At 65.2% G+C, this 19308-nt stretch carries 19 protein-coding genes; 14 read left to right on the top strand and 5 right to left on the bottom strand.

The annotated features are described in order from the left end of the window. Window positions 1-53: 53 nt before the first annotated feature. Both PSUB009319_RS17380 and PSUB009319_RS17375 read right to left on the bottom strand, forming a co-directional pair. The gene (locus tag PSUB009319_RS17380) at window positions 54-2396 is read right to left on the bottom strand and encodes a cation-translocating P-type ATPase (protein WP_124383445.1); all 2343 of its coding nucleotides are present in this window, start codon (window positions 2394-2396) and stop codon (window positions 54-56) included. Between the two features lie 46 nt (window positions 2397-2442). After that, window positions 2443-2991, bottom strand: coding sequence for an alpha/beta hydrolase (locus PSUB009319_RS17375; RefSeq protein ID WP_124383444.1), 549 nt, complete (start codon window positions 2989-2991; stop codon window positions 2443-2445). A 195-nt stretch (window positions 2992-3186) separates the two neighbouring features. Between PSUB009319_RS17375 and PSUB009319_RS17370 the strand changes: the two genes are divergently transcribed. The 7 genes from PSUB009319_RS17370 to PSUB009319_RS17340 all read left to right on the top strand — a co-directional run bounded on the left by PSUB009319_RS17370 (window position 3187) and on the right by PSUB009319_RS17340 (window position 9233). Next, the gene (locus PSUB009319_RS17370; protein WP_124383443.1) at window positions 3187-4485 is read left to right on the top strand and encodes a CitMHS family transporter; all 1299 of its coding nucleotides are present in this window, start codon (window positions 3187-3189) and stop codon (window positions 4483-4485) included. 4 nt (window positions 4486-4489) lie between these two features. Then, window positions 4490-5833, top strand: coding sequence for an acyclic terpene utilization AtuA family protein (locus tag PSUB009319_RS17365; RefSeq protein ID WP_124383442.1), 1344 nt, complete (start codon window positions 4490-4492; stop codon window positions 5831-5833). Window position 5834: 1 nt separating this feature from the next. After that, window positions 5835-6158 (top strand): hypothetical protein, encoded by a 324-nt coding sequence (locus PSUB009319_RS17360; RefSeq protein ID WP_124383441.1) that lies wholly within the window; start codon window positions 5835-5837, stop codon window positions 6156-6158. A 27-nt stretch (window positions 6159-6185) separates the two neighbouring features. Then, window positions 6186-7085 (top strand): LysR family transcriptional regulator, encoded by a 900-nt coding sequence (locus tag PSUB009319_RS17355; protein ID WP_124383440.1) that lies wholly within the window; start codon window positions 6186-6188, stop codon window positions 7083-7085. 65 nt (window positions 7086-7150) lie between these two features. Next, a complete protein-coding gene (locus PSUB009319_RS17350; protein WP_124383439.1) occupies window positions 7151-7618 on the top strand; it encodes a universal stress protein in 468 nt (155 codons plus the stop codon). A 113-nt stretch (window positions 7619-7731) separates the two neighbouring features. Further along, on the top strand, window positions 7732-8175 hold the full coding sequence (locus PSUB009319_RS17345; protein ID WP_124383438.1) for a nuclear transport factor 2 family protein: 444 nt from the start codon (window positions 7732-7734) through the stop codon (window positions 8173-8175). A gap of 53 nt (window positions 8176-8228) precedes the next feature. Beyond that, window positions 8229-9233, top strand: coding sequence for a nitronate monooxygenase family protein (locus tag PSUB009319_RS17340; RefSeq protein WP_124383437.1), 1005 nt, complete (start codon window positions 8229-8231; stop codon window positions 9231-9233). Window positions 9234-9364: 131 nt separating this feature from the next. Here the strand turns inward: PSUB009319_RS17340 and PSUB009319_RS17335 are convergent, their stop codons facing one another. Then, entirely contained in the window at window positions 9365-9901 is a 537-nt protein-coding gene (locus PSUB009319_RS17335) for a PadR family transcriptional regulator (RefSeq protein ID WP_124383436.1), read from the bottom strand. A 184-nt stretch (window positions 9902-10085) separates the two neighbouring features. Further along, a complete protein-coding gene (locus PSUB009319_RS17330; RefSeq protein WP_124383435.1) occupies window positions 10086-11006 on the bottom strand; it encodes a LysR family transcriptional regulator in 921 nt (306 codons plus the stop codon). 139 nt (window positions 11007-11145) lie between these two features. On the opposite strand from PSUB009319_RS17330, the gene PSUB009319_RS17325 reads away from it, so the two are divergent. Further along, entirely contained in the window at window positions 11146-12555 is a 1410-nt protein-coding gene (locus PSUB009319_RS17325) for a VOC family protein (RefSeq protein ID WP_124383434.1), read from the top strand. Between the two features lie 49 nt (window positions 12556-12604). On the opposite strand, the gene PSUB009319_RS17320 is transcribed toward PSUB009319_RS17325, so the two are convergent. After that, a complete protein-coding gene (locus tag PSUB009319_RS17320; protein ID WP_124383433.1) occupies window positions 12605-13447 on the bottom strand; it encodes an IclR family transcriptional regulator in 843 nt (280 codons plus the stop codon). 190 nt (window positions 13448-13637) lie between these two features. Between PSUB009319_RS17320 and PSUB009319_RS17315 the strand changes: the two genes are divergently transcribed. Genes PSUB009319_RS17315 through PSUB009319_RS17290 form a run of 6 tightly spaced genes read left to right on the top strand, consistent with a single transcriptional unit; the run spans window position 13638 to window position 19290 of the window. Further along, the gene (locus tag PSUB009319_RS17315; protein ID WP_124383432.1) at window positions 13638-14699 is read left to right on the top strand and encodes an ABC transporter ATP-binding protein; all 1062 of its coding nucleotides are present in this window, start codon (window positions 13638-13640) and stop codon (window positions 14697-14699) included. Next, window positions 14696-15553, top strand: coding sequence for an ABC transporter permease (locus PSUB009319_RS17310; RefSeq protein WP_124383431.1), 858 nt, complete (start codon window positions 14696-14698; stop codon window positions 15551-15553). The genes PSUB009319_RS17315 and PSUB009319_RS17310 overlap by 4 nt, the downstream gene beginning before the upstream one ends. A 10-nt stretch (window positions 15554-15563) precedes the next feature. Beyond that, window positions 15564-16358, top strand: coding sequence for an ABC transporter permease (locus tag PSUB009319_RS17305; RefSeq protein WP_124383430.1), 795 nt, complete (start codon window positions 15564-15566; stop codon window positions 16356-16358). A 13-nt stretch (window positions 16359-16371) separates the two neighbouring features. Beyond that, window positions 16372-16698: a (2Fe-2S)-binding protein gene (locus PSUB009319_RS17300; protein WP_124383429.1), complete on the top strand. Its 327-nt coding sequence runs from the start codon at window positions 16372-16374 to the stop codon at window positions 16696-16698. Beyond that, a complete protein-coding gene (locus PSUB009319_RS17295) occupies window positions 16698-18164 on the top strand; it encodes an FAD-dependent oxidoreductase (RefSeq protein ID WP_374704211.1) in 1467 nt (488 codons plus the stop codon). Before PSUB009319_RS17300 ends, PSUB009319_RS17295 begins: the two co-directional genes overlap by 1 nt. After that, the gene (locus PSUB009319_RS17290; protein ID WP_124383427.1) at window positions 18157-19290 is read left to right on the top strand and encodes an FAD-binding oxidoreductase; all 1134 of its coding nucleotides are present in this window, start codon (window positions 18157-18159) and stop codon (window positions 19288-19290) included. Before PSUB009319_RS17295 ends, PSUB009319_RS17290 begins: the two co-directional genes overlap by 8 nt. Window positions 19291-19308: the final 18 nt, after the last annotated feature.

Here is a 19308-nt window from a genome sequence, read left to right as displayed (position 1 = left end):
CGGCTTGCGTTGATCGCGTTGCCCCGCACGCGCGCCGGCAATCAGACCAACAATCAGACGCGCGCGCGCATCACGCGCAAGCCGTTGAACACCACCAGCAGGCTCGCGCCCACATCGGCGAAGATCGCCATCCACAGCGTTGCATCGCCCATCACGGCCAGTGCGAGGAACACTGCCTTGATGCCCAGCGCCAGCACGATGTTCTGACGCAGCACGGCCACCGTGCAACGGCTGATGCGGATAAAGCTGGCGAGCTTGCGCGGATCATCGTCCATGATGGCCACGTCTGCGGCTTCCAGTGCGGTGGCGGTGCCTGCCGCCCCCATGGCAAAACCGATATCGGCGCGCGCCAGTGCCGGAGCGTCGTTGATGCCATCGCCGACCATGCCGACAAAGCCATGCTGCGTGGCGAGCTCGCCTACGACGCGTTGCTTGTCGGCGGGAAGCTGCTCGGCGTGTACGTTGTCAATGCCGACCGTCTTGGCGATGGCCTGTGCAGCCCGGCGGTCGTCGCCGGTGAGCATGACGGGCGTGACATCCAGCGCGCGCAATGCGGCGATGGCCTCGGCGCTTTCCGGGCGCTCGCGGTCGCGCACGCCGAAGAGCGCCACAGCGCCGTTCGCATCGCATAGCGTGACGGCAGACATGCCCTCCGCTTGCAATGATTCAGTTGCGGCACGCCAGACCGACGTGTCGAAGCCGCGATCAGCAACGAGCGCCGCGTTGCCCAGGTGCCAGCGCACGCCGCTGAGCGTGCCGGCCACGCCGCGACCGGGCAGCACGGACAGATCTTCAACCGAGCCTGCATCCACCACGCCATGCGCGGCAGCCGCCTGCACAATGGCCACGGCAATCGGGTGCGTGGTGTTGGCATCAAGCGCAGCCGCCACGGCCAGGGCATTCAGGTGAGCGGCGTCGGCCGTCGCCTTCAATTCCGCCACGGCGCGGCGCGCGCCTTCGGGCAACATCACCGTATCAAGTACCGGGCGACCGGCGGTCAGCGTGCCAGTCTTGTCCAGCGCCAGTGCGCGCAGGCGCCGGCCGCTTTCCAGATAAACGCCGCCCTTGACCACAATGCCGCGACGCGCGGCGGCGGCCAGGCCACTCACCACCGTCACCGGGGTGGAGATCACCAGCGCGCACGGGCAGGCAATCACCAGCAGCACCAGCGCACGATACGTCCATGCGAGCCAGCCGTCGGCCGTGACCAACGGGCCGATGACGGCCACCGCCAGCGCCAGCAACATCATTGCGGGCGTGTAAATGGACGAAAACTTGTCGACGAAGCGCTGTGTGGGTGCGCGCTGCGATTGCGCTTCCTGGATGGCCCCCGCGATGCGCGCGAGCGTGCTGTCCGCAGCCAACGCCACGGCTTGCGCCTCGACCACGCCGTCGGTGACGATGGTGCCGGCGAGGATGGTGTCCCCAATGGCTTTTTCCACCGGCAGGCTTTCGCCGGTGACGGGCGATTCATCCAGCGCGGCGCGGCCGCTCACGATACGGGCGTCGACGGGCACGCGGCTGCCGGTGCGCACACGCAGGCGCGCGCCGACTGCAACGGTGTCGACGGCCACATCGCGCCAACCGCCCGCGCCGTCAGCCAGCTCGGCGGTGTCGGGAGCAATTGCGGTGAGCGCGCGCACGGCATCGCGGGCACGCACCAGCGCGCGCGCCTCGATGGCTTCCGCCACGGCAAACAGGAAGATCACCACGGCCGCTTCGGCCCATTTGCCGATCAGCAGCGCGCCGATCACGGCCACCGCCATCAGGAAGTTGATGTTGAATGTGACTGCACGCACGGCAATCCAGCCCTTGCGCAGCGTCGGGCCGCCGGCCAACGCAATGGATGCGAGCGCCAGGGCCAGCACCGGCCAGGCATGATCGCCGAGTGACCAGGCGACGGTCTCGGCGCTGAATGCGGTCAACCCGCCAACGCCCAGCAACCACGTACGGCGTGAAATACGGGCGGGCTCCGCAGTTGCGGCGGCCAGCCGATCGCGCTGTTCGAGCACCTCGCCATCCATGCCGATGGCGCGCAACGCCTCCAGGAACGGCGTCACATCATCAACGGTGTGGTGGATGGTGAGGTGGCGCTCCAGCAGGTTGAAATCCAGCGCGACCACGCCATCCGCGCTGCCCAGCCTGGCGCGGATCATGCGCTCCTCTGTCGGGCAATCCATCTGCTCGATGCGCACGACGGTGCGGCCCGTGGCTGCGGCGCGCGCGGCAGCATCCACCGGTGCAGCGGCTTCGTGCGCATGGCCATGATCGTCGGCGTGATGGGAGGTGTCCCTTGCGACCGGGTGCTCATGACCGCAGCAACCGCCGCAGCCGGTGGCTTCTGGTTTTGCGGCGTGGTCTTGGACAGGTAGGGTGGAGGCGAGATCGGGTTTCATGCCGCCATTCAAAACCCTAAAGAAGCTTCAGGGTCAAGCCCACGCCTCAGATGAGGTCTTTCGTCCACTTGGTAACGATGGCGCGGGCTTCCGGCCAGTCGCTCAACCCCGACTCGGCATTGATATGGCCGCGTGCGCCCATATCGACCGGCTCGGCGCCCCACGCTTGAGCCTGACCGTGGCTCCAGGCGGCATTGCTGAATGGATCGTTGGTGCTGAAGACCAGCACGGCGGGAAACGGCAGCCGCTGCTGTGGTATCGGACGAAAGCCGGCCAGTTCCGGCGGCATGTCGGCGCGATCGAGCTGCGGTGGTGCAACCAGCAAGGCGCCGCGCACGCGCACGGCACGGGCCGAAGCGGCGGCCCAATGCGCCGTCAGCGCGCAACCCAGGCTGTGCGCCACCAGCACGACGTCGCCGGGGGCGGCGCTGACTTCGGTTTCAAGCGCGGCCACCCAGTCCGCACGTTTGGGCGTCAACCAGTCGCGCTGTTCGACACGGCGATCGCCGTGCAGGCGCTCCCAGCGCGATTGCCAGTGATCGGGGCCGGAGTTCTGCCAGCCGGGCAGGATCAGGACGGTCGGGGTAGCGCTCACGGCATCTCCGGGGATTGGTTCTTTGGAAATCCGAGACATTCTGCCGGGATTTGACAAGCGGCACCGGCATCACTCATCGACAAATCAGCATAATCAATCCAAATATTCTGTTTCACAGGCAGATCACCAGCTCATACAGTCGCCAAACAACCCCGGCAACAGGGGTTCCGAATCGAATAAAACTCGGAGGAGACCATGCTCGCACTGCTCGGGCTGCTGACCATCGTCGCGTTGCTTGTCGCTATTCTGACGAAGCGCATGTCGCCACTGGTCGCGCTCATCGCCATTCCCGTCATCGCCGCACTTGTTGGCGGCTTCGGGCTCAATACCAGCAAGTTCATCATCGGCGGCATCAAAGACGTTGCGCCCGTGGCAGGGATGTTTATCTTCGCCATTCTGTACTTCGGCATCGTCACCGATGCCGGCATGCTGGACCCGATCATCGATCGCATCCTGCGCACCGTGGGCAGCCGGCCGCCGCGCATCGTGGTGGGCTCGGCGCTGCTGGCGCTGCTGATTCACCTGGATGGCTCGGGCGCGGTGGCGTTCCTCATCACCATTCCTGCCATGCTGCCGTTGTACGACCGGCTCGGCATGGACCGCCGCATTCTGGCGTGCGTGACGTCGATGGCGTGCGGCGTCAACTTCCTGCCGTGGACGGGGCCGATGATCCGCGCATCCGCATCACTGCACATGCCGGTGACGGACATCTTCAACCCGTTGATCCCGGTGCAGATTGCGGGACTCGTCTTCGTGTTCGCGTGCGCATGGCTGCTGGGCAAGCGCGAAGAAAAGCGCCTGGGCCTTGCCAACCACGCTGGCGGCGCGCAGGTCATCGCGCGCCCGCTGACGGAGGCCGAACAGGCGATGCGCCGCCCGCGCAATTTCTGGATCAACCTGATTCTCACTGTCGTCGTGATGGGCGTGATGGTGAGCGGCAAGGTCGACCCGGTCGTGATGTTCATGCTGGGCGTCGTGGCTGCGCTGCTCATCAATTACCCGAATGTGGATCAGCAACGTCAGCGTGTGGACGCCCACGCCAAGGCCGCGCTGATGATGGCGAGCATCCTGCTGGCTGCGGGCGTCTTCACCGGCATCATGAGCAAGTCCGGCATGCTCACGGCGATGGCGAAGACGGCGGTGGATTTCATCCCGCCCGGCATGGCGCACCACATTCCAGTGGTGTTGGGTGTGCTGTCGATGCCGCTGTCGCTGCTGTTCGATCCGGACTCGTTCTACTTTGGTGTGCTGCCGGTGGTGGCCGAAGCGTCGAAGATGCTGGGCGTGGCCCCCGTGCATGTGGCGCAGGCTGCCGTGCTTGGCCAGATGACCACAGGTTTTCCGGTCAGCCCGCTCACACCCGCGACCTTCCTCGTGGTCGGCCTGTGCGGCATTGAACTGGCGGACCACCAGAAATTCTCGATCCCCTTCCTGTTTGGCGCTTCGCTGCTGATGACCGCAGTGGCCGCGGTGCTGGGCGTGCTTCCGTGGTGATGGCATGAAGAAACTACGCATCGGCGGCGGCGCCGGTTATTCGGGCGACCGCATCGAACCAGCGCTCGAACTCGCAGAGCACGGCGATATCGACGTGCTGATGTTTGAATGTCTGGCCGAACGCACCATCGCGCTCGCGCAGCAGGTGCGCCGCAAAAACCCGTCGCACGGCTACGATCCGCTGCTTGAAGCGCGCATGCGGACGGTGTTACCGGCGTGTGCCGCGCGCGGCATCCGCATCATCACCAACATGGGCGCGGCCAACCCGCAAGCGGCTGCCGAACGCACGCGCGACATTGCACGCGAACTCGGCCTCAAGCTGCGCGTAGCGGCAGTCACCGGCGACGATGTGTTCAGCCTGCTGCAGGCACGCGGCCACGACTTCACGCTGATGGATGACGGCGCGCCAGTCGCCTCACTCGGTGCGAGCATCGTGTCGGCCAATGCGTACCTCGGCGCGCAGGGCATCGTCGATGCATTGGCGCAGGACGCAGACGTGATCATCACCGGGCGTGTGGCCGATCCGGCGCTGGCGCTCGGGCCACTGATCCACGCCTTCGGCTGGCGTATGGATGATTGGCACCGCCTCGGCTGCGGCACGCTGGCCGGGCACCTGCTCGAATGTGCAGGACAAATTACCGGCGGCTACTTTGCCGATCCGGGCGTAAAAAATGTGCCCAACCTCGCGCGCCTGGGCTTCCCCATCGGGGAGGTGGGTGAAGATGGCTCCGTGCTCATCACCAAGGTCGCAACGGCTGGCGGCATCGTCACCGAGGCTACGTGCAAGGAGCAGTTGCTTTACGAAATCCACGATCCGGCGCGCTATCTCACGCCCGACGTCGTGGCCGATTTTTCCAACGTGCACATGCGCACCGATGGCAAAGACCGCGTCGTCATCGAAGGCGCAACGGGCACACCGCGCACCGGTCAGTTGAAGGTCTCCATCGGCTATCTCGACAGCTACATCGGCGAGGGCCAGATCAGCTATGCCGGTCCTAACGCCGTGGCCCGCGGCAAGTTGGCGCTCGACATCGTGCGCGAGCGGCTGGCGCTCACGGGTGTGCAGATGACGGAGACACGCTTCGAGCTGATTGGCGTGGATGCGCTGCACGGCCCCGCCCTCTCCCGCACCGATGCCGAACCCTACGAAGTGCGCGTGCGTGTGGCCGCGCGCACCGAATCGATGGCCGAGGCCGTGCATATCGGCAATGAGGTGGAGACGCTGCTGACCTGCGGCCCGTCCGGCGGCGGCGGCGCGACCAAGAGCGCGCGCGAGGTCATCGCCGTGGCATCGACGCTGATCCCTGCTGAACTGGCCCCGCACGCCGTGCACATTCTGGAGAGCTGACATGAGCCGACTGCTTCGCGACATCGCCCACACCCGCGCCGGCGACAAGGGCGACATCTCGTGCCTGTCCGTCATCGCCCATCGCGTTGAAGACTTTGCCGTGCTGGAGCAGCACGTCACAGCCGAGCGCGTGCGCGCGCATTTCGCGGGGCTCGTCCACGGTGATGTTGAACGCTACGTGCTGCCGCAACTGGGCGCGCTCAACTTCGTGCTGCACGGCGCGCTGGCCGGTGGCGTCACGCGCTCGCTGGCGTTGGATGCGCACGGCAAGTCGCTGTCGAGCGCACTGCTCACCTTGGAGATTCCCGCGCCGGTTCCGGGATAAGCTGACGACCTACTCGCCGGCATGCCCATGAACCTCTCCGTCAAGCAACTTCGTGCCTTTGCCGCGCTGCGCGAGCACAAGAACTTCACGCAGGCGGCACAGACGTGCCACTTGTCGCAATCGGCTTTCAGCGCGCTGATCCAGAACCTGGAGGCCGATGCCGGCGTGCGCCTGTTCGACCGCAACACACGCCATGTTGAATTGACGCCCGAGGGCGAAGCGTTTGCCGAATCCGCCCTGCGTCTGCTGGCCGATTTCGAGGCCACTTTTGCCGAGTTGCGCGATCGTGCCGCTACCCGCACTGGGCGCGTGACAGTCGCGGCGCTGCCGTCCATTGCGGCGGGCATTCTGCCGGGCGTGCTGGCGGCGTTTGCAGCGCGGCATCCGGGCATTCAGTTGGCGCTGCATGATCAACTGTCGGACCCGTGCATCGATATGGTCCGGCGCGGCGCGGCGGACTTCGCCATCGCGGCCGTGGGCGCCGACATGGCCGGCCTCTGCGCGCAGCCGTTTTGTATGGACGACTTCCACCTCGTCTGTCATCAGGATCACCCGCTCGCACGCAAGCGCGTGCTTGCCGTGGGCGATTTGGTCGACGCGCCGTTCATCCACCTCACGCGCAACACGAGCATCCGGCAGTACCTCGATGCGGCGCTGCACCCGACCAAGCTGCGCAGCGGCATGGAAGTCGAACACCTGGCCACAGCGGCGGCGCTGGTGGCAGCCAACCTGGGCATCACCGTGATCCCGGCGCTGGCGCTGTTCCAGTTCCGCCTGGCCGACCTGGTGGTGCGGCCGCTCCCGCTGCCAGGGCTCGTGCGCACGTTGTATGTGATCCGGCGCGACGGGCGCAGCCTGTCTGTGGCGGCGCAAGGGCTGCTGGACATGTTGCTGGCTCATCCCGTGCACGCTAACAACGAGGCTTGATGTGACGCATGGCAGCAGCAAGCCGGGCTGTTAGAGTGAGCGCATTTCAACGCCCGGAGCGCACCATGTATCAACGCATCCTTGCCGGCTTTGACGGCAGCCACGAAGCCCAGCTCGCCGTGGAACACGCGGCAGCTCTTGCCAAGGCATTCGGTGGCCAGATGCGCGTAGTCTGGGCCATCGGCAGCCCACGCATGCCTGAGACGCGCGAGATCTACAGCGTCGACAAACTGCGCGACGCAGAACGCCAGACCGCCGACCACTCCCTGGCCGAACTGCACCGCACGCTGGAAGCCGACAGCATCGCCATTGAAACCGGCGTGCTCATGCTCAGTGCCACTGACGACGACATCGGCAGCGCGCTGGAGCACGAGGCCGTGCGCTGGCAGGCCGACACCATCGTGGTTGGCTCGCAAGGCAAGCATGGGCTCGCGCGCATCCTGCTGGGCAGCGTGGCAGAGCGTACCGTTCGGCTGTCGCACCGCACCGTCATCGTGGTACGTGCACAGCACCCCGAACACGCTGTCGGCTGAAACAAGTGAGGTGGAATCACACCACTATGCAACTTGTTGCATAGAGAAAGTCGGCTGTGCTATGTTGCTCCCACGTTGGTGCAATCCGTTGCACTTTCTGCTCAGGAGCCAGCATGCCGCAACCGATCCCTTCTACTTTGAACGCCCCCGCGCAAGCCACGCTCGACGCCTGGCACGTCATGCTCGAGAGCGGCAACATGGACGATCTTGACGGGCTGTTCGCCGATGACGTGGTCTTCCGTTCGCCCGTGGCGCACACGCCGTATCCGGGCCGCACAGCCACCACGCTGGTGCTGCGCACCGTCAACACCGTCTTTGAAGACTTCAAATACCAGCGCAGCTTCGCCACCGACGACGGCGCGAGCGTGGTGCTCGAATTCAGCGCCAACGTGAGCGGCAAAGCGCTCAAAGGCATCGACATGATCCGCTTCAACGCCGACGGCAAGATCGTCGAATTTGAAGTCATGGTCCGCCCGGCCACCGGCCTGCAGGCACTCGGCGCCGCCATGGGTGCCAAGCTGGCTGACAAGCTCGCGCTGCTCAAGGCCGAAGCCTGAAACCCGGCGCACACCCTTACCCTCACCCCATACCGATTCCAACGGAGACTGCCATGTCGCTGCCGCCGATCCTGCAAAACCGCCTGTCCGTGCCCGTGGTGGGCTCGCCGCTGTTCATCATTTCCAACCCTGACCTCGTAATCGCGCAGTGCAAGGCGGGCGTGGTCGGCTCGTTCCCGGCGCTCAATGCGCGCCCGGCTGAGCTGCTGGAAACGTGGCTGCAGCGCATCACCACTGAGTTGGCCGAGTACGATGCGCAACACCCGGACAAGCCCTCGGCGCCGTTTGCCGTCAACCAGATCGTGCACAAGTCGAACGACCGCCTGGAGCACGACCTGGCGCTGTGCGTGAAGTACAAGGTGCCCATCGTGATCACCTCGCTGGGCGCACGCGAAGACGTGAACCAGGCGGTGCACAGCTATGGCGGTATCGTGTTGCACGACGTGATCAACAACAAATTTGCCAAAAAGGCGATCGAGAAAGGCGCGGACGGCCTGATTGCCGTGGCAGCAGGTGCAGGCGGCCATGCGGGCACGACTTCGCCGTTTGCGCTGATCCACGAAATTCGTGAGTGGTTTGATGGCCCGCTGCTGCTGTCGGGCGCGATTGCCAACGGCAATGCGATTCTGGCGGCGCTGGCAGCCGGTGCCGACCTGGCCTATGTCGGCTCAGCCTTCATCGCCACTGAAGAAGCCAACGCGATCGAAGGCTACAAGCAAGCCATCGTGGAAAGCAGCGCCAGCGACATCGTCTACACGAACCTGTTCACGGGCGTGCACGGCAACTACCTGCGCAAGAGCATCGAGGGCGCCGGTCTGGACCCGGACGCGCTGCCCGAATCGGATCCGAGCAAGATGAACTTCGGCTCGGGCGGCGGCGCCAAGGCCAAGGCATGGAAAGACATCTGGGGCGCAGGCCAGGGCGTGGGCGCAGTCAAGCGCGTGGTGCCGGCGGCGGAACTCGTCAAGCGCTTTGCCGAAGAGTTTGAAGTGGCGCGCCGTCGCCTGAACAGCATCGAGGCACTGCGCGCCCCGGCAGGTAGCAAAGCGACGGTCTAACCAAACCTGGAGAGCCTGCTCACGATCCGTAGCGAGCGGCCCGAGGTTGGCTTGAGAAGCGTAGCCGTACGTGTACGGTGCGCATCGCAAGGCCAAGATCGGCGCGCAGCAGGATCAGGATCGCAAACAGGCTAGGCAGTCACAGAGGCTGGCTCAAGCAACGGCAGCACATCGTCTGCCCACGCGAGCCAGCCTTCTTCGTAGACGATGCCGCGTTGAAGCACCGCGTGCTGCAACTGCTGCGCACGCGTGAGATCCGGCCGCGAAAAATCGCGCTGCTCGATCTCGCGGAAGGTGTTCAGGCGGGCGCGGTGCTGATCAATCAGGCGCTGCATTTCGTCGGCAAAACCGAGTGGGCCGATTACCGCGTCGGCGCGCAGCTTCACCAGCACCTCTTCACGGTTGTCCGACGACACGGTCGGCTCCAGCACCCAGCGCACGAGTTCTTCGTGGCCCGGCGGCAGCACGGTGTAGGTCTTCTTGCGGCTGTCTTCCTCTTCTTCCACGCTCACCCAGCCGGCTTCGGCCATGCGGCCAAGCTCACGGTAGATTTGCTGATGCGTGGCGCTCCAGAAATAGCCCATCGACTTGTCAAAGCGGCGGGCAAGCTCGTAGCCCGAGGAGGGCTTTTCCAGCAGGGATGTCAGCAGTGCGTGTTGGATGGACATGAGCGCAAGAAATAACGTCAGCTTTGTTTTTGCATCGATCGGGCTTTGAGCACGGCTAACCCGATCCAACCGATTCGGTCTGCGAACTTTACAGAACCCCGGTGGACGCGTCATGCACTGGTTTGCCACCGTTGGTTTGGTGCCGAACCCTCGCGTTTCTACGCCTTTGCCAACGCGCCGCGTCTCACTCGGCAGCCTGCGCTGGCATGAAATCCTGCGCTGCTTTCACCAGCCATGTCCGCAGGGCTTGCAGCGGCGGATAGTCAGCGCGGCTGGTTGGCCAGGCGAGGTAGTAGCGCTCGGCGCTTTCCATCTCGGGCACATGCGGCAACGCTCGCACAAGGTCGCCCTGCTGTAGCTCGTGGGAGATCAGAAAACGCGGCAGCAATGCCACGCCCAGGCCGGCAACGGCAGCTTGCGCAGCGGTGGCAAACTGGTCGAACAACATGCCTTGGGGCTCTGCCCCTGCCACCTGATGGCTGGCCAGCCAGCGCGGCCAGGCATCGGGGCGCGAGGCCAGGTGCAACAGCGGCGCGTTGAGCAGATCGCGCGGCTGGGCAAAGCCGTACCGGGCCAATAGCGCAGGGCTGCAGGCGGGGACAACGGTTTCGCTCATCAGCAGGGCGAGTTCCGCCCCCGGCCAGTACGGCATGCCGAAATGGATGGCTGCATCCACCGCTTCCAGTTGAAAGTCGAACTGCGACAGCCGCGTTGTCAGGTTGATGGTGATACCGGGGTGGTGGTCAAAAAACGCCGGCAGGCGCGGTGCCAGCCAACGGGTGCCAAAGGTCGGCAGGATGGCCAGATTCAAGCTGCCGCCCTGCGGATTGGCACGAAAGCCCACCGTGGCGGTGGAGATACGCATCAGCGCGCAGCGAATTTCTTTCGCATACGCCTGACCCGCTGCGCTCAGGTGCACGGTCTGGCGCTCGCGCACGAACAATTCGGCGCCCAGGCGATCTTCCAACGCGCGTATCTGGCGGCTGACGGCGCTTTGCGTCAGGTGCAGCTCAGCGGCGGCGGCTGTAAAGCTTTGGTGGCGTGCGGCCGCCTCGAACGCGCAAAGCAGCGACATTGGCGGCAGAAAGCGGCGTGACAGAAACATGAGGGCCCGAGCGGATTGTGCGGTGCGGAGGTCGATCAAGTCATTCCATTCTGGAATGATCTACGCCCGGATTATCGTTTGACCCGCTTGTATTGGCCACCCTAGCATTGCCCCACCCCTCATCCAGCCCGATCCAGTCATGCGCGTGACGCATCAACCTTTGGCCTCCAACTTCATCCATCCGGACGAAATCCGCTCACGTTTTTCGCGGGCCATGTCGGCCATGTATCGCGAGGAGGTGCCTCAGTACGGCACCTTGGTCGAGCTTGTATCCGACATCAACGCACGCACGCTGGACGCCCAACCCGCGCTGCGCACGCAGATGGCGCAGTCGGGCGAACTGGAGCGGCTGGATGTGGAGCGCCACGGTGCCATCCGCGTTGGCACGGCGGCCGAGCTGGCCACGCTGCGCCGGCTGTTTGCCGTCATGGGCATGCAACCGGTCGGTTACTACGATCTGTCGGTGGCCGGCGTGCCTGTGCACTCGACGGCGTTTCGCCCGGTGGCCGATGCCGCGCTGCTGGTCAATCCGTTTCGTGTGTTCACCTCGCTGCTGCGGCTCGAGCTGATTGCCGACGCTGCCCTGCGCGACAATGCCGCCGCCATCCTGGCGCGCCGCCAGATATTCACGCCGCGCGTGCTGGCATTGATCGCCCAATGCGAGGCCGACGGCGGCCTGGCCGATACAGATGCCGACGCCTTTGTGCGCGAGGCGCTGGAGACATTCCGCTGGCACAGCACTGCCACGGTCGACGCCAAGACGTATCGCGCGCTGCAGGCTGCCCACCGTCTGGTGGCAGATGTGGTGTGCTTCCGCGGCCCGCACATCAACCATCTGACGCCGCGCACGCTGGACATCGACGCCGCGCAAGCCGCCATGCCCACGCGCGGCATGGACGCCAAGGACGTGGTGGAAGGCCCCCCACGCCGCAACTGCCCCATCCTGTTGCGCCAGACCAGCTTCAAGGCACTGCAGGAAGCCGTGCACTTTACCGATGATGCAGGCGCCCACACTGCGCGCTTTGGCGAGATCGAGCAGCGCGGCGTCGCCCTGACCCGCAAGGGCCGTGCGCTGTACGACCAACTACTGGCTGAGGTGCGCGGCATGGGCAATGCCGGCGGCGCCGCGCCCGACTATGAAGATCGGCTGGCACAGGCGTTTCGCGCCTTTCCAGACACCCATGAGGCGCTGCGTGCGCAAGGGCTGGCGTTCTATCGCTACACCATCACGGCATCGGGCCATGCACACGCCGACACGGCAACAGCGGCCGATGCCTCGTTGGAAGCACTCCTGGCCAAGCGCTGGGTGCAAGCCGACCCCATCACGTATGAAGATTTTCTGCCAGTGAGCGCGGCGGGCATCTTTCAATCCAACCTGGGTGGCGCGGAACAAAAGCAGTATCAAGCCCGCGCCGCGCAGCAGGCGTTCGAGGCCGCGCTGGGTGCACGCGTGCATGACGAAATAGCGCTGTATGAAGCGACGCAGCAGCGCTCCATCGATCAGGTGCGCGCCGCGTTGCGCGGCACGGCCGTTGTGGATGCCGCATGACCGGCCTGATTGATCACCGCTTTGGCAGCGCCGCCTCAGCACTCAGTGCTCAGATGGCGCGATACGCATCGCTCACCGCCATGGATTGCATGGGGCGGCGCAGCGTCGGATCAAACGGGTTGATCTGCGTGGTCAGCCGGTTGGCCTCGCGCAGCAGCATGTCGTACACGATGGGCAGGCGGTCGGCACTCAGGCGGTTGGCGAGCGTGCCGACGGAGAGCGCGGCGACCACGTTGCCATTGCGATCGAACACCGGCACGGCAATGCCGGCCATGCCCTCCAGCAGCCCATCCGTCTTGGCGCTGTAGCCACGTTCGCGAGCCTTCCTGGCTTCAGAGCGCAGGTAGACCTCGTCGTACACGCTGTAGTGGCGGATGCGCGGCAGGTTGTAGCGCAGCACCTCTTCCTGCTCCGCTTCCGGCAGATGCGCCAGGATGACCAGCGCGCCCTGCCCGACACCCAGTTCGATCCGGCCGCCCACGTCGCCCGTGAAAGTACGAATCGGATACTGGCCTTCCACACGGTCGAGACACACCGCATCAAAACCCGAACGCACCAGCAGCAACACCGTGTCGCCCAGGCTGGCATTCAGGCGCAGCAGGGCCGGCCGGGCCACCGAGCGCAGATCGTTCACCGCGCCTGCCTGGGCCGCCAGACAAAACAGATCCAGGCTCAGCCGGTACAGCTTGTTCTGCTGATCCTGCTCGACCATGCCCTCTTGCGTCAGCCCTTGCAGCAGGCGGTGCGTCGTGGCGGGGGTCATCCCGAGCGTCTTGGCCAGATAGGTGACACGCACACCCTGGTGCTGCTGCTCCGCCATGGTGCGCAGAATCTGAAAGGTGCGGTGCATGGCGCTGCGCTGATGCGCGTCGTCGTCGGAATCTACGGTCATGAAGCTGGAATGGACTGAATTTGGCTGATCGATTGTATTCCGCTGAATGGAATAAAGAATACAAATATTCCAACCACAGCGTATACACCTAGGCGCATTCGATGCTTTGGCACAGCTGTTGCAATAGCATATCCACATTCTTCAAATGAAGACGTCTGGCGACACCCCCAGAAGTCGCACAGGAGGACCGATGAGTTTTCTGCGCCTCAACCATGTCTCCAAGCAGTACGGCGATCTCCGGGTGGTTCAAGACTTCAACCTGGACGTGCACAGGGGCGAGTTCGTCTCGCTGCTGGGCCCGTCGGGCTGCGGCAAGACCACGACCCTGCAGATGATTGCGGGCTTCGCAGAGGTGTCCGAAGGCTCGATCGAGCTGGACGGCAAGGACATCACCCGCGCCCGCGCCAACGCGCGCGGCCTGGGGATCGTGTTCCAGACCTATGCGCTGTTCCCGCACATGACGGTGCGCGAGAACGTGGAGTTCGGCCTGGAAATGCGCAAGTGCCCGGCAGCCGAACGCCGCGAGCGCGCCATGCAAACGCTGGCGCTCGTGCATCTGGACAAGCACATCGACCGCTACCCGCGCGAGCTGTCTGGCGGGCAGCGCCAGCGCGTGGCCCTGGCACGCGCGCTGGTCATCAAGCCGCCGGTGCTGCTGCTGGACGAGCCGCTGTCCAACCTTGACGCCAAACTGCGCGAAGAGATGCAGTTTGAACTGCGCGAAATCCAGCGCAAGGTGGGCACGACCACCATCATGGTCACGCACGATCAGGCGGAAGCCATGTCGATCAGTGATCGCGTAGTCGTTATGGAAGCGGGTCGCATCACGCAGGTGGATACACCGCTGGCCGTATACGAGCACCCGCGCAACGCGTTCATCTCGACCTTTGTCGGCAAGGCCAATCTGTTGCATGCGTCGGTGGTGTCCGGCAGCGACGGCGCGCTTCACGCAGCGGTCGGCTCCGTGCAACTGGCCCTGCCGCCGGGCGCGCCCGTGGGCCGCAAGGTCATGCTGGCGCTGCGCCCGGAAAAGATGACATGCACTGCCAACGGCACCGGCCGCTGCGAAGGCCGCGTGACTGAACGCTTCTTCCTCGGCAATCAATGGATGTACACCGTCGACACGCCGCTGGGCGCGATGCTGGTGTCAGCCGTCAACGATGGCGATGCCCCGCGCGACGTAGGCCAGACCGTGGGTGTGGATTGGCAGGACCGCTACGTGCGCGTGATCGGTGCTGAGGAGACTGCATGACCCGACGACCCACCTGGGTGCCATGGAGCATGACCGGCCCCGCGCTGGCCCTGTTCGCGGTGATGCTGTTCGTGCCGCTGGCGTTGAGCGTGATCCTGTCCTTCAACGCGTTCGATGCCGACAAGGGCCCCGTTGCGGGCACTTTCACGGTGGTGCACTACCTGCACGTGGTGCAAGACCCGTACTACTACGAGATCTTCTGGCGCACGCTGCGCGTATCGGCGCTCGTGACGCTGGTGTGCATCCTGATCGGCGCGCCCGAGGCCTACATCCTGAGCCGGATGCGCAAACCCTGGCGTTCGATCTTTCTGCTCGTCATTCTGGCGCCGCTGCTGATTTCAGTGGTGGTGCGTGCCTTTGGCTGGAGCATGCTGCTTGGGCCGCAGGGTTTGATCAACGCCGCGTTCAAGGCCATCGGCATCGGCTCGGTCAAGCTGCTGTACAACGAGACGGCCGTGGTGATCGCGCTGGTGCACGTGATGCTGCCCTTCATGGTGATCCCGGTGTGGACCTCGCTGCAAAAGCTCGACCCGTGGGTGGAGAACGCCGCGCTCTCGCTGTCCGCATCGCACTTCACCACCTTGCGCCGTGTGGTGCTGCCGCAGGTCATGCCGGGCATTCTCTCGGGCAGCCTGATCGTGTTTGGGCTGGCGGCCAGTTCATTCGCCATTCCGGGGCTGCTGGGCGGGCGCCGCGTGAAGATGGTCGCCACGCTCATCTATGACGAATATCTGAACGAACTCAACTGGCCGTTGGGCGCGGCCATCGCGCTGATTCTGCTGGCGGCCAACCTGGTCATCATGCTGGGCTGGAACCGCATGATCGAAGGCCGCTACAAGACGACGCTGGGCTGAAGGGGCGCGCATGCAAAAGAACGGACCGCTCGCGCTCATCTTCAACGCGCTCGTCATCACCTTCATGCTGGCACCGCTGGTGATCGTGTGCATCGTCGCTTTCACGCCGGAAGAAACGCTCACGCTGCCGACCCGCCATTTCTCGCTGCGCTGGTTTGACCAGGTGCTGCATCACCCGGATTTCGTACAGTCGTTCTGGAACAGCCTGTGGCTGGGGCTGGCGGCGGCCACGCTGTCTACCGCGCTGGCGGCGCCGGCGGCCATGGCCATCGTCCGCTACCGGGCACCGGGCCTGCAATATCTGCAAGGCGTGTTTCTGTCACCGCTGATCATTCCGCACCTTGTGCTGGGCGTGGCGCTGCTGCGCATGTTCTCGCTGGTGGGTGGGCAAGGCAGCTTCGGCTGGCTGATCTTCGCGCACGCACTGATCGTCACGCCGTACACGATGCGGTTGGTGATGGCAGCGCTGGTGGGCTTTGACCACTCGGTCGAACAGGCCGCCTATTCGCTGGGCGCGAGCAGCTTTACGGTGTTCCGCCGCATGACGCTGCCGATGATCCTGCCGGGCATCACGGGCGGGTGGCTGCTGGCCTTCATCAACAGTTTTGATGAACTGACCATGTCCATCTTTGTGGTGTCGCCGGCCACGGTAACGCTGCCGGTGCGCATGTACATGTACGCAACCGAATCGCTCGACCCGATGATGGCCGCCGTCTCGGCGCTGATCGTGTTCCTCACGCTGGCGCTGATGCTGGTGCTGGACAAGGTCTACGGCCTGGACCGGATTCTGATCGGCAAGCATTGAGACAGAGATCACGATGATTGCTCCTGCCAATCCTTCTGCACGCGCGCAGTTCCAGCGTCTCAAAGAACGCCATCGCCCCACCGTGGCCTTCGTGCTGGATGGCCAGCCCGCGCAAGCCCTTGCCGGCGACACCGTGCTGACGGCCGTGCTCACGCAAACGCGCCAGTTGCGCATCAACGAGTTCAGCCAGCAGCCGCGCGCTGGCTTCTGCCTGATGGGCGCGTGCCAGGACTGCTGGGTGCGCCTGGCCGATGGCCAATCGCTGCGTGCCTGCCAAACCATGATCGAACCGGGCATGCATATCTGCACACAACCGGCCGGCACCGGCGGCGCGACATGATGGCGCAAGCTGCTCAGACACTGCAGCGCCAGACACTGCAGGATCTGCCACCGGTCATCATCGGTGCGGGGCCCGCTGGTGTGCGCGCCGCCAGCACATTGCTGGCGCATGGCCTCAAACCCGTCTTGCTGGATGAGGCACCGCGTGCAGGCGGCCAGATCTACCGCCGCCAACCCGACGGCTTCGGCCGCACCGCAGCCGAGTTGTACGGCACGGAAGCCGCGCGCGCACAAGCCGTGCATGCCACCTTCGACCAACTCCAGCGGCAGATCGACTACCACCCGCAGACCCTGGTGTGGAATGCGCAGCCCGATCTGCTCGACCTGTTGCACGCGCCCACACGTGAGGTCTGCAGCCTGCCCTGGCGCGACGTGATCGTTGCCACCGGTGCCACCGACCGCGTGCTGCCCATCCCAGGGTGGACACTGCCCGGCGTCTACACACTGGGCGGCGCGCAGGTCGCACTCAAATACCAGGGCTGCGCAATTGGCGATGCCGTCGTGTTTGCCGGTACCGGCCCCCTGCTGTACCTGGTGGCCTGCCAGTACGCCAAAGCGGGGGCGAAGGTGGTGGCGGTGCTCGACACCGCACCGGCTGCCGCGCGCTACAAGGCAGCACCGGCCATGCTGGGCCAGCCTGCCGTCATGGCCAAGGGCATGGCGCTGATCGCCTGGCTCAAGCTGCACGGCGTGCCCATGCACCATGGCGTTCGCCTGCTGCGCGCTGAAGGCGCTGATGGCGCTGATGGCGCTGAGGACAATTCGGCAGTGGCGCAACTCGTGTGGCAAGACAGCGCTGGCCGCGAACAGCGCACCACATGTTCCGCCGTCGGCATGGGTTACGCGCTGCGGCCCGAAACCCAACTCGCCGATCTGCTGGGCTGCGCGTTCGAGTTCTCTGCGCTGCACCGCTGCCATGTGCCGCGCATCGATGCCATGCGGCGCAGCTCCGTCGCAGGCGTGTATCTGGCGGGCGATGGCGCGGGCATCATGGGCGCAGATGCGGCCGAGTTCACCGGCGAACTGGCAGCGCTCGCGCTGTTGCAGGATCGCCAGATCCCGATCGATGCCAATCGCTTGCCGCAGTTGCATCAGCGCTTGCAGAAGATCGAGCGGTTTCGCCACGCGCTGGAGACCGCGTTTCCGTTTCCCGACGACTGGGCCGCGCACGCCAGCGACGATCTGGTGGTGTGCCGCTGCGAGAACGTCACTGCCGGCACGCTGCGCCAGACGGCAACCGAATGCGGTGCGCACGAACTGAACCGCCTCAAGGCACTGTGCCGGGTGGGCATGGGCCGCTGCCAGGGCCGGATGTGCGGCGCAGCGGCGGCGGAAATTCTGTCGCACGCGCAGTCTGTTCCGCTGGCAAAGGTGGGCCGTTTGCGTGCTCAGGCACCGATCAAGCCGCTGCCGCTGGATGTGACTGATGTGTCCAATGTGTCCGCACAGGAGGCCCACCATGCGTGAGCAACTGGCGTGCGACGTGGCCATCATCGGCGGCGGCATCATGGGCAGCGCCACAGCGTTGTTCCTGCGGCGGCGCGGGCTGACGGTCACGCTGCTGGAGCGCGACCTGTGCGGCTCGCGTTCCAGCGGTGTCAATTTTGGCGGGGTACGGCGCCAGGGGCGCTTTATCGAGCAGTTGCCACTGGCCCAGCGCTCGCACCAGCTCTGGGGGCGGCTGACCGAACTGATCGGCACCGAGGCGGAGTACGAGCGCAGCGGACACTTCAAGATCGCTCGAAGCCTGGCGGATATGGAATCGCTAGCCAGCTACGCAGCGCGCAGCGAGGGCTTTGGCCTCGGGCTGCAGCTTATCGAGGGCCGGGCAGCGCTGCAGAACGTCTTTCCGATGGGTGGCGACCAGATCGTCGGCGGCTCCCTGTGCCCGGAAGACGGGCAAGCCAATCCGCGCCTGCTGTCGCCCGCGTTTGCCCGCGCCGCGCAGGCGGCCGGTGCCGATGTGCGCGAGCACGCGCCGGTGCAATCGGTCGAGCATGACGGCGCACGGTTCGTCGTTCATGCACGCCAACATGATCGTGACCTGGAGATCAAGGCCCCCGCACTGGTCAACTGCGCCGGCGCGTGGGCTGCGCAGTTTGCGGCGCAGTGGGGCGAACCGGTGCCCATGTTCACGATTCCGCCCACCATGGGCGTAACCGAGCCGCTACCGTTCTTCCTGCCCTGGAGCCTGGGCGTGGAAGGCGGCGGCATCTACTGCCGCCAGGTGCGGCGCGGCAACGTCGTGTTCGGCGGCGGGCGCGGTTACGTGCTCGATGATCAGCGCGCCCGCTCGTCACACGTGGCGATCCTGCGGCAGTTGCCGCAGTTGGCTGCCCTGCTGCCGCAACTCAGGCACGCCCACATCATCCGCACGTGGAGCGGCACAGAGGGCAACCTGCCCGACGACCAACCCGTCATTGGCCCCAGCGCCCGCCGCCCCGGCCTGTTCCATGCCTTCGGCTTTGCCGGCGCCGGCTTCCAGCTCGGGCCGGGCGTGGGTGACGTCATGGCCGAACTGATTGCCGAAGGACGTACCACCACGCCGATCGCGCCCTTCTCCATCCACCGCTTTCTGCAGCCCGCTGCTTGATGCAATTGATGCACTTGA

Source organism: Ralstonia sp. SET104 (assembly GCF_003851545.1).
Classification (GTDB): Bacteria; Pseudomonadota; Gammaproteobacteria; order Burkholderiales; family Burkholderiaceae; genus Ralstonia.
The sequence above is the reverse complement of the archived record's forward strand: the minus strand, read 5'-3'. Positions and strand labels throughout refer to the sequence as shown.

Coding starts and splice junctions, on each gene's coding strand:
- PSUB009319_RS17380 (WP_124383445.1), bottom strand. CDS start 2,396: ATGAAACCCGATCTCGCCTCCACCCTACCTGTCCAAGACCACGCCGCA.
- PSUB009319_RS17370 (WP_124383443.1), top strand. CDS start 3,187: ATGCTCGCACTGCTCGGGCTGCTGACCATCGTCGCGTTGCTTGTCGCT.
- PSUB009319_RS17365 (WP_124383442.1), top strand. CDS start 4,490: ATGAAGAAACTACGCATCGGCGGCGGCGCCGGTTATTCGGGCGACCGC.
- PSUB009319_RS17360 (WP_124383441.1), top strand. CDS start 5,835: ATGAGCCGACTGCTTCGCGACATCGCCCACACCCGCGCCGGCGACAAG.
- PSUB009319_RS17355 (WP_124383440.1), top strand. CDS start 6,186: ATGAACCTCTCCGTCAAGCAACTTCGTGCCTTTGCCGCGCTGCGCGAG.
- PSUB009319_RS17350 (WP_124383439.1), top strand. CDS start 7,151: ATGTATCAACGCATCCTTGCCGGCTTTGACGGCAGCCACGAAGCCCAG.
- PSUB009319_RS17345 (WP_124383438.1), top strand. CDS start 7,732: ATGCCGCAACCGATCCCTTCTACTTTGAACGCCCCCGCGCAAGCCACG.
- PSUB009319_RS17340 (WP_124383437.1), top strand. CDS start 8,229: ATGTCGCTGCCGCCGATCCTGCAAAACCGCCTGTCCGTGCCCGTGGTG.
- PSUB009319_RS17335 (WP_124383436.1), bottom strand. CDS start 9,901: ATGTCCATCCAACACGCACTGCTGACATCCCTGCTGGAAAAGCCCTCC.
- PSUB009319_RS17330 (WP_124383435.1), bottom strand. CDS start 11,006: ATGTTTCTGTCACGCCGCTTTCTGCCGCCAATGTCGCTGCTTTGCGCG.
- PSUB009319_RS17325 (WP_124383434.1), top strand. CDS start 11,146: ATGCGCGTGACGCATCAACCTTTGGCCTCCAACTTCATCCATCCGGAC.
- PSUB009319_RS17320 (WP_124383433.1), bottom strand. CDS start 13,447: ATGACCGTAGATTCCGACGACGACGCGCATCAGCGCAGCGCCATGCAC.
- PSUB009319_RS17315 (WP_124383432.1), top strand. CDS start 13,638: ATGAGTTTTCTGCGCCTCAACCATGTCTCCAAGCAGTACGGCGATCTC.
- PSUB009319_RS17310 (WP_124383431.1), top strand. CDS start 14,696: ATGACCCGACGACCCACCTGGGTGCCATGGAGCATGACCGGCCCCGCG.
- PSUB009319_RS17305 (WP_124383430.1), top strand. CDS start 15,564: ATGCAAAAGAACGGACCGCTCGCGCTCATCTTCAACGCGCTCGTCATC.
- PSUB009319_RS17300 (WP_124383429.1), top strand. CDS start 16,372: ATGATTGCTCCTGCCAATCCTTCTGCACGCGCGCAGTTCCAGCGTCTC.
- PSUB009319_RS17295 (WP_374704211.1), top strand. CDS start 16,698: ATGGCGCAAGCTGCTCAGACACTGCAGCGCCAGACACTGCAGGATCTG.
- PSUB009319_RS17290 (WP_124383427.1), top strand. CDS start 18,157: ATGCGTGAGCAACTGGCGTGCGACGTGGCCATCATCGGCGGCGGCATC.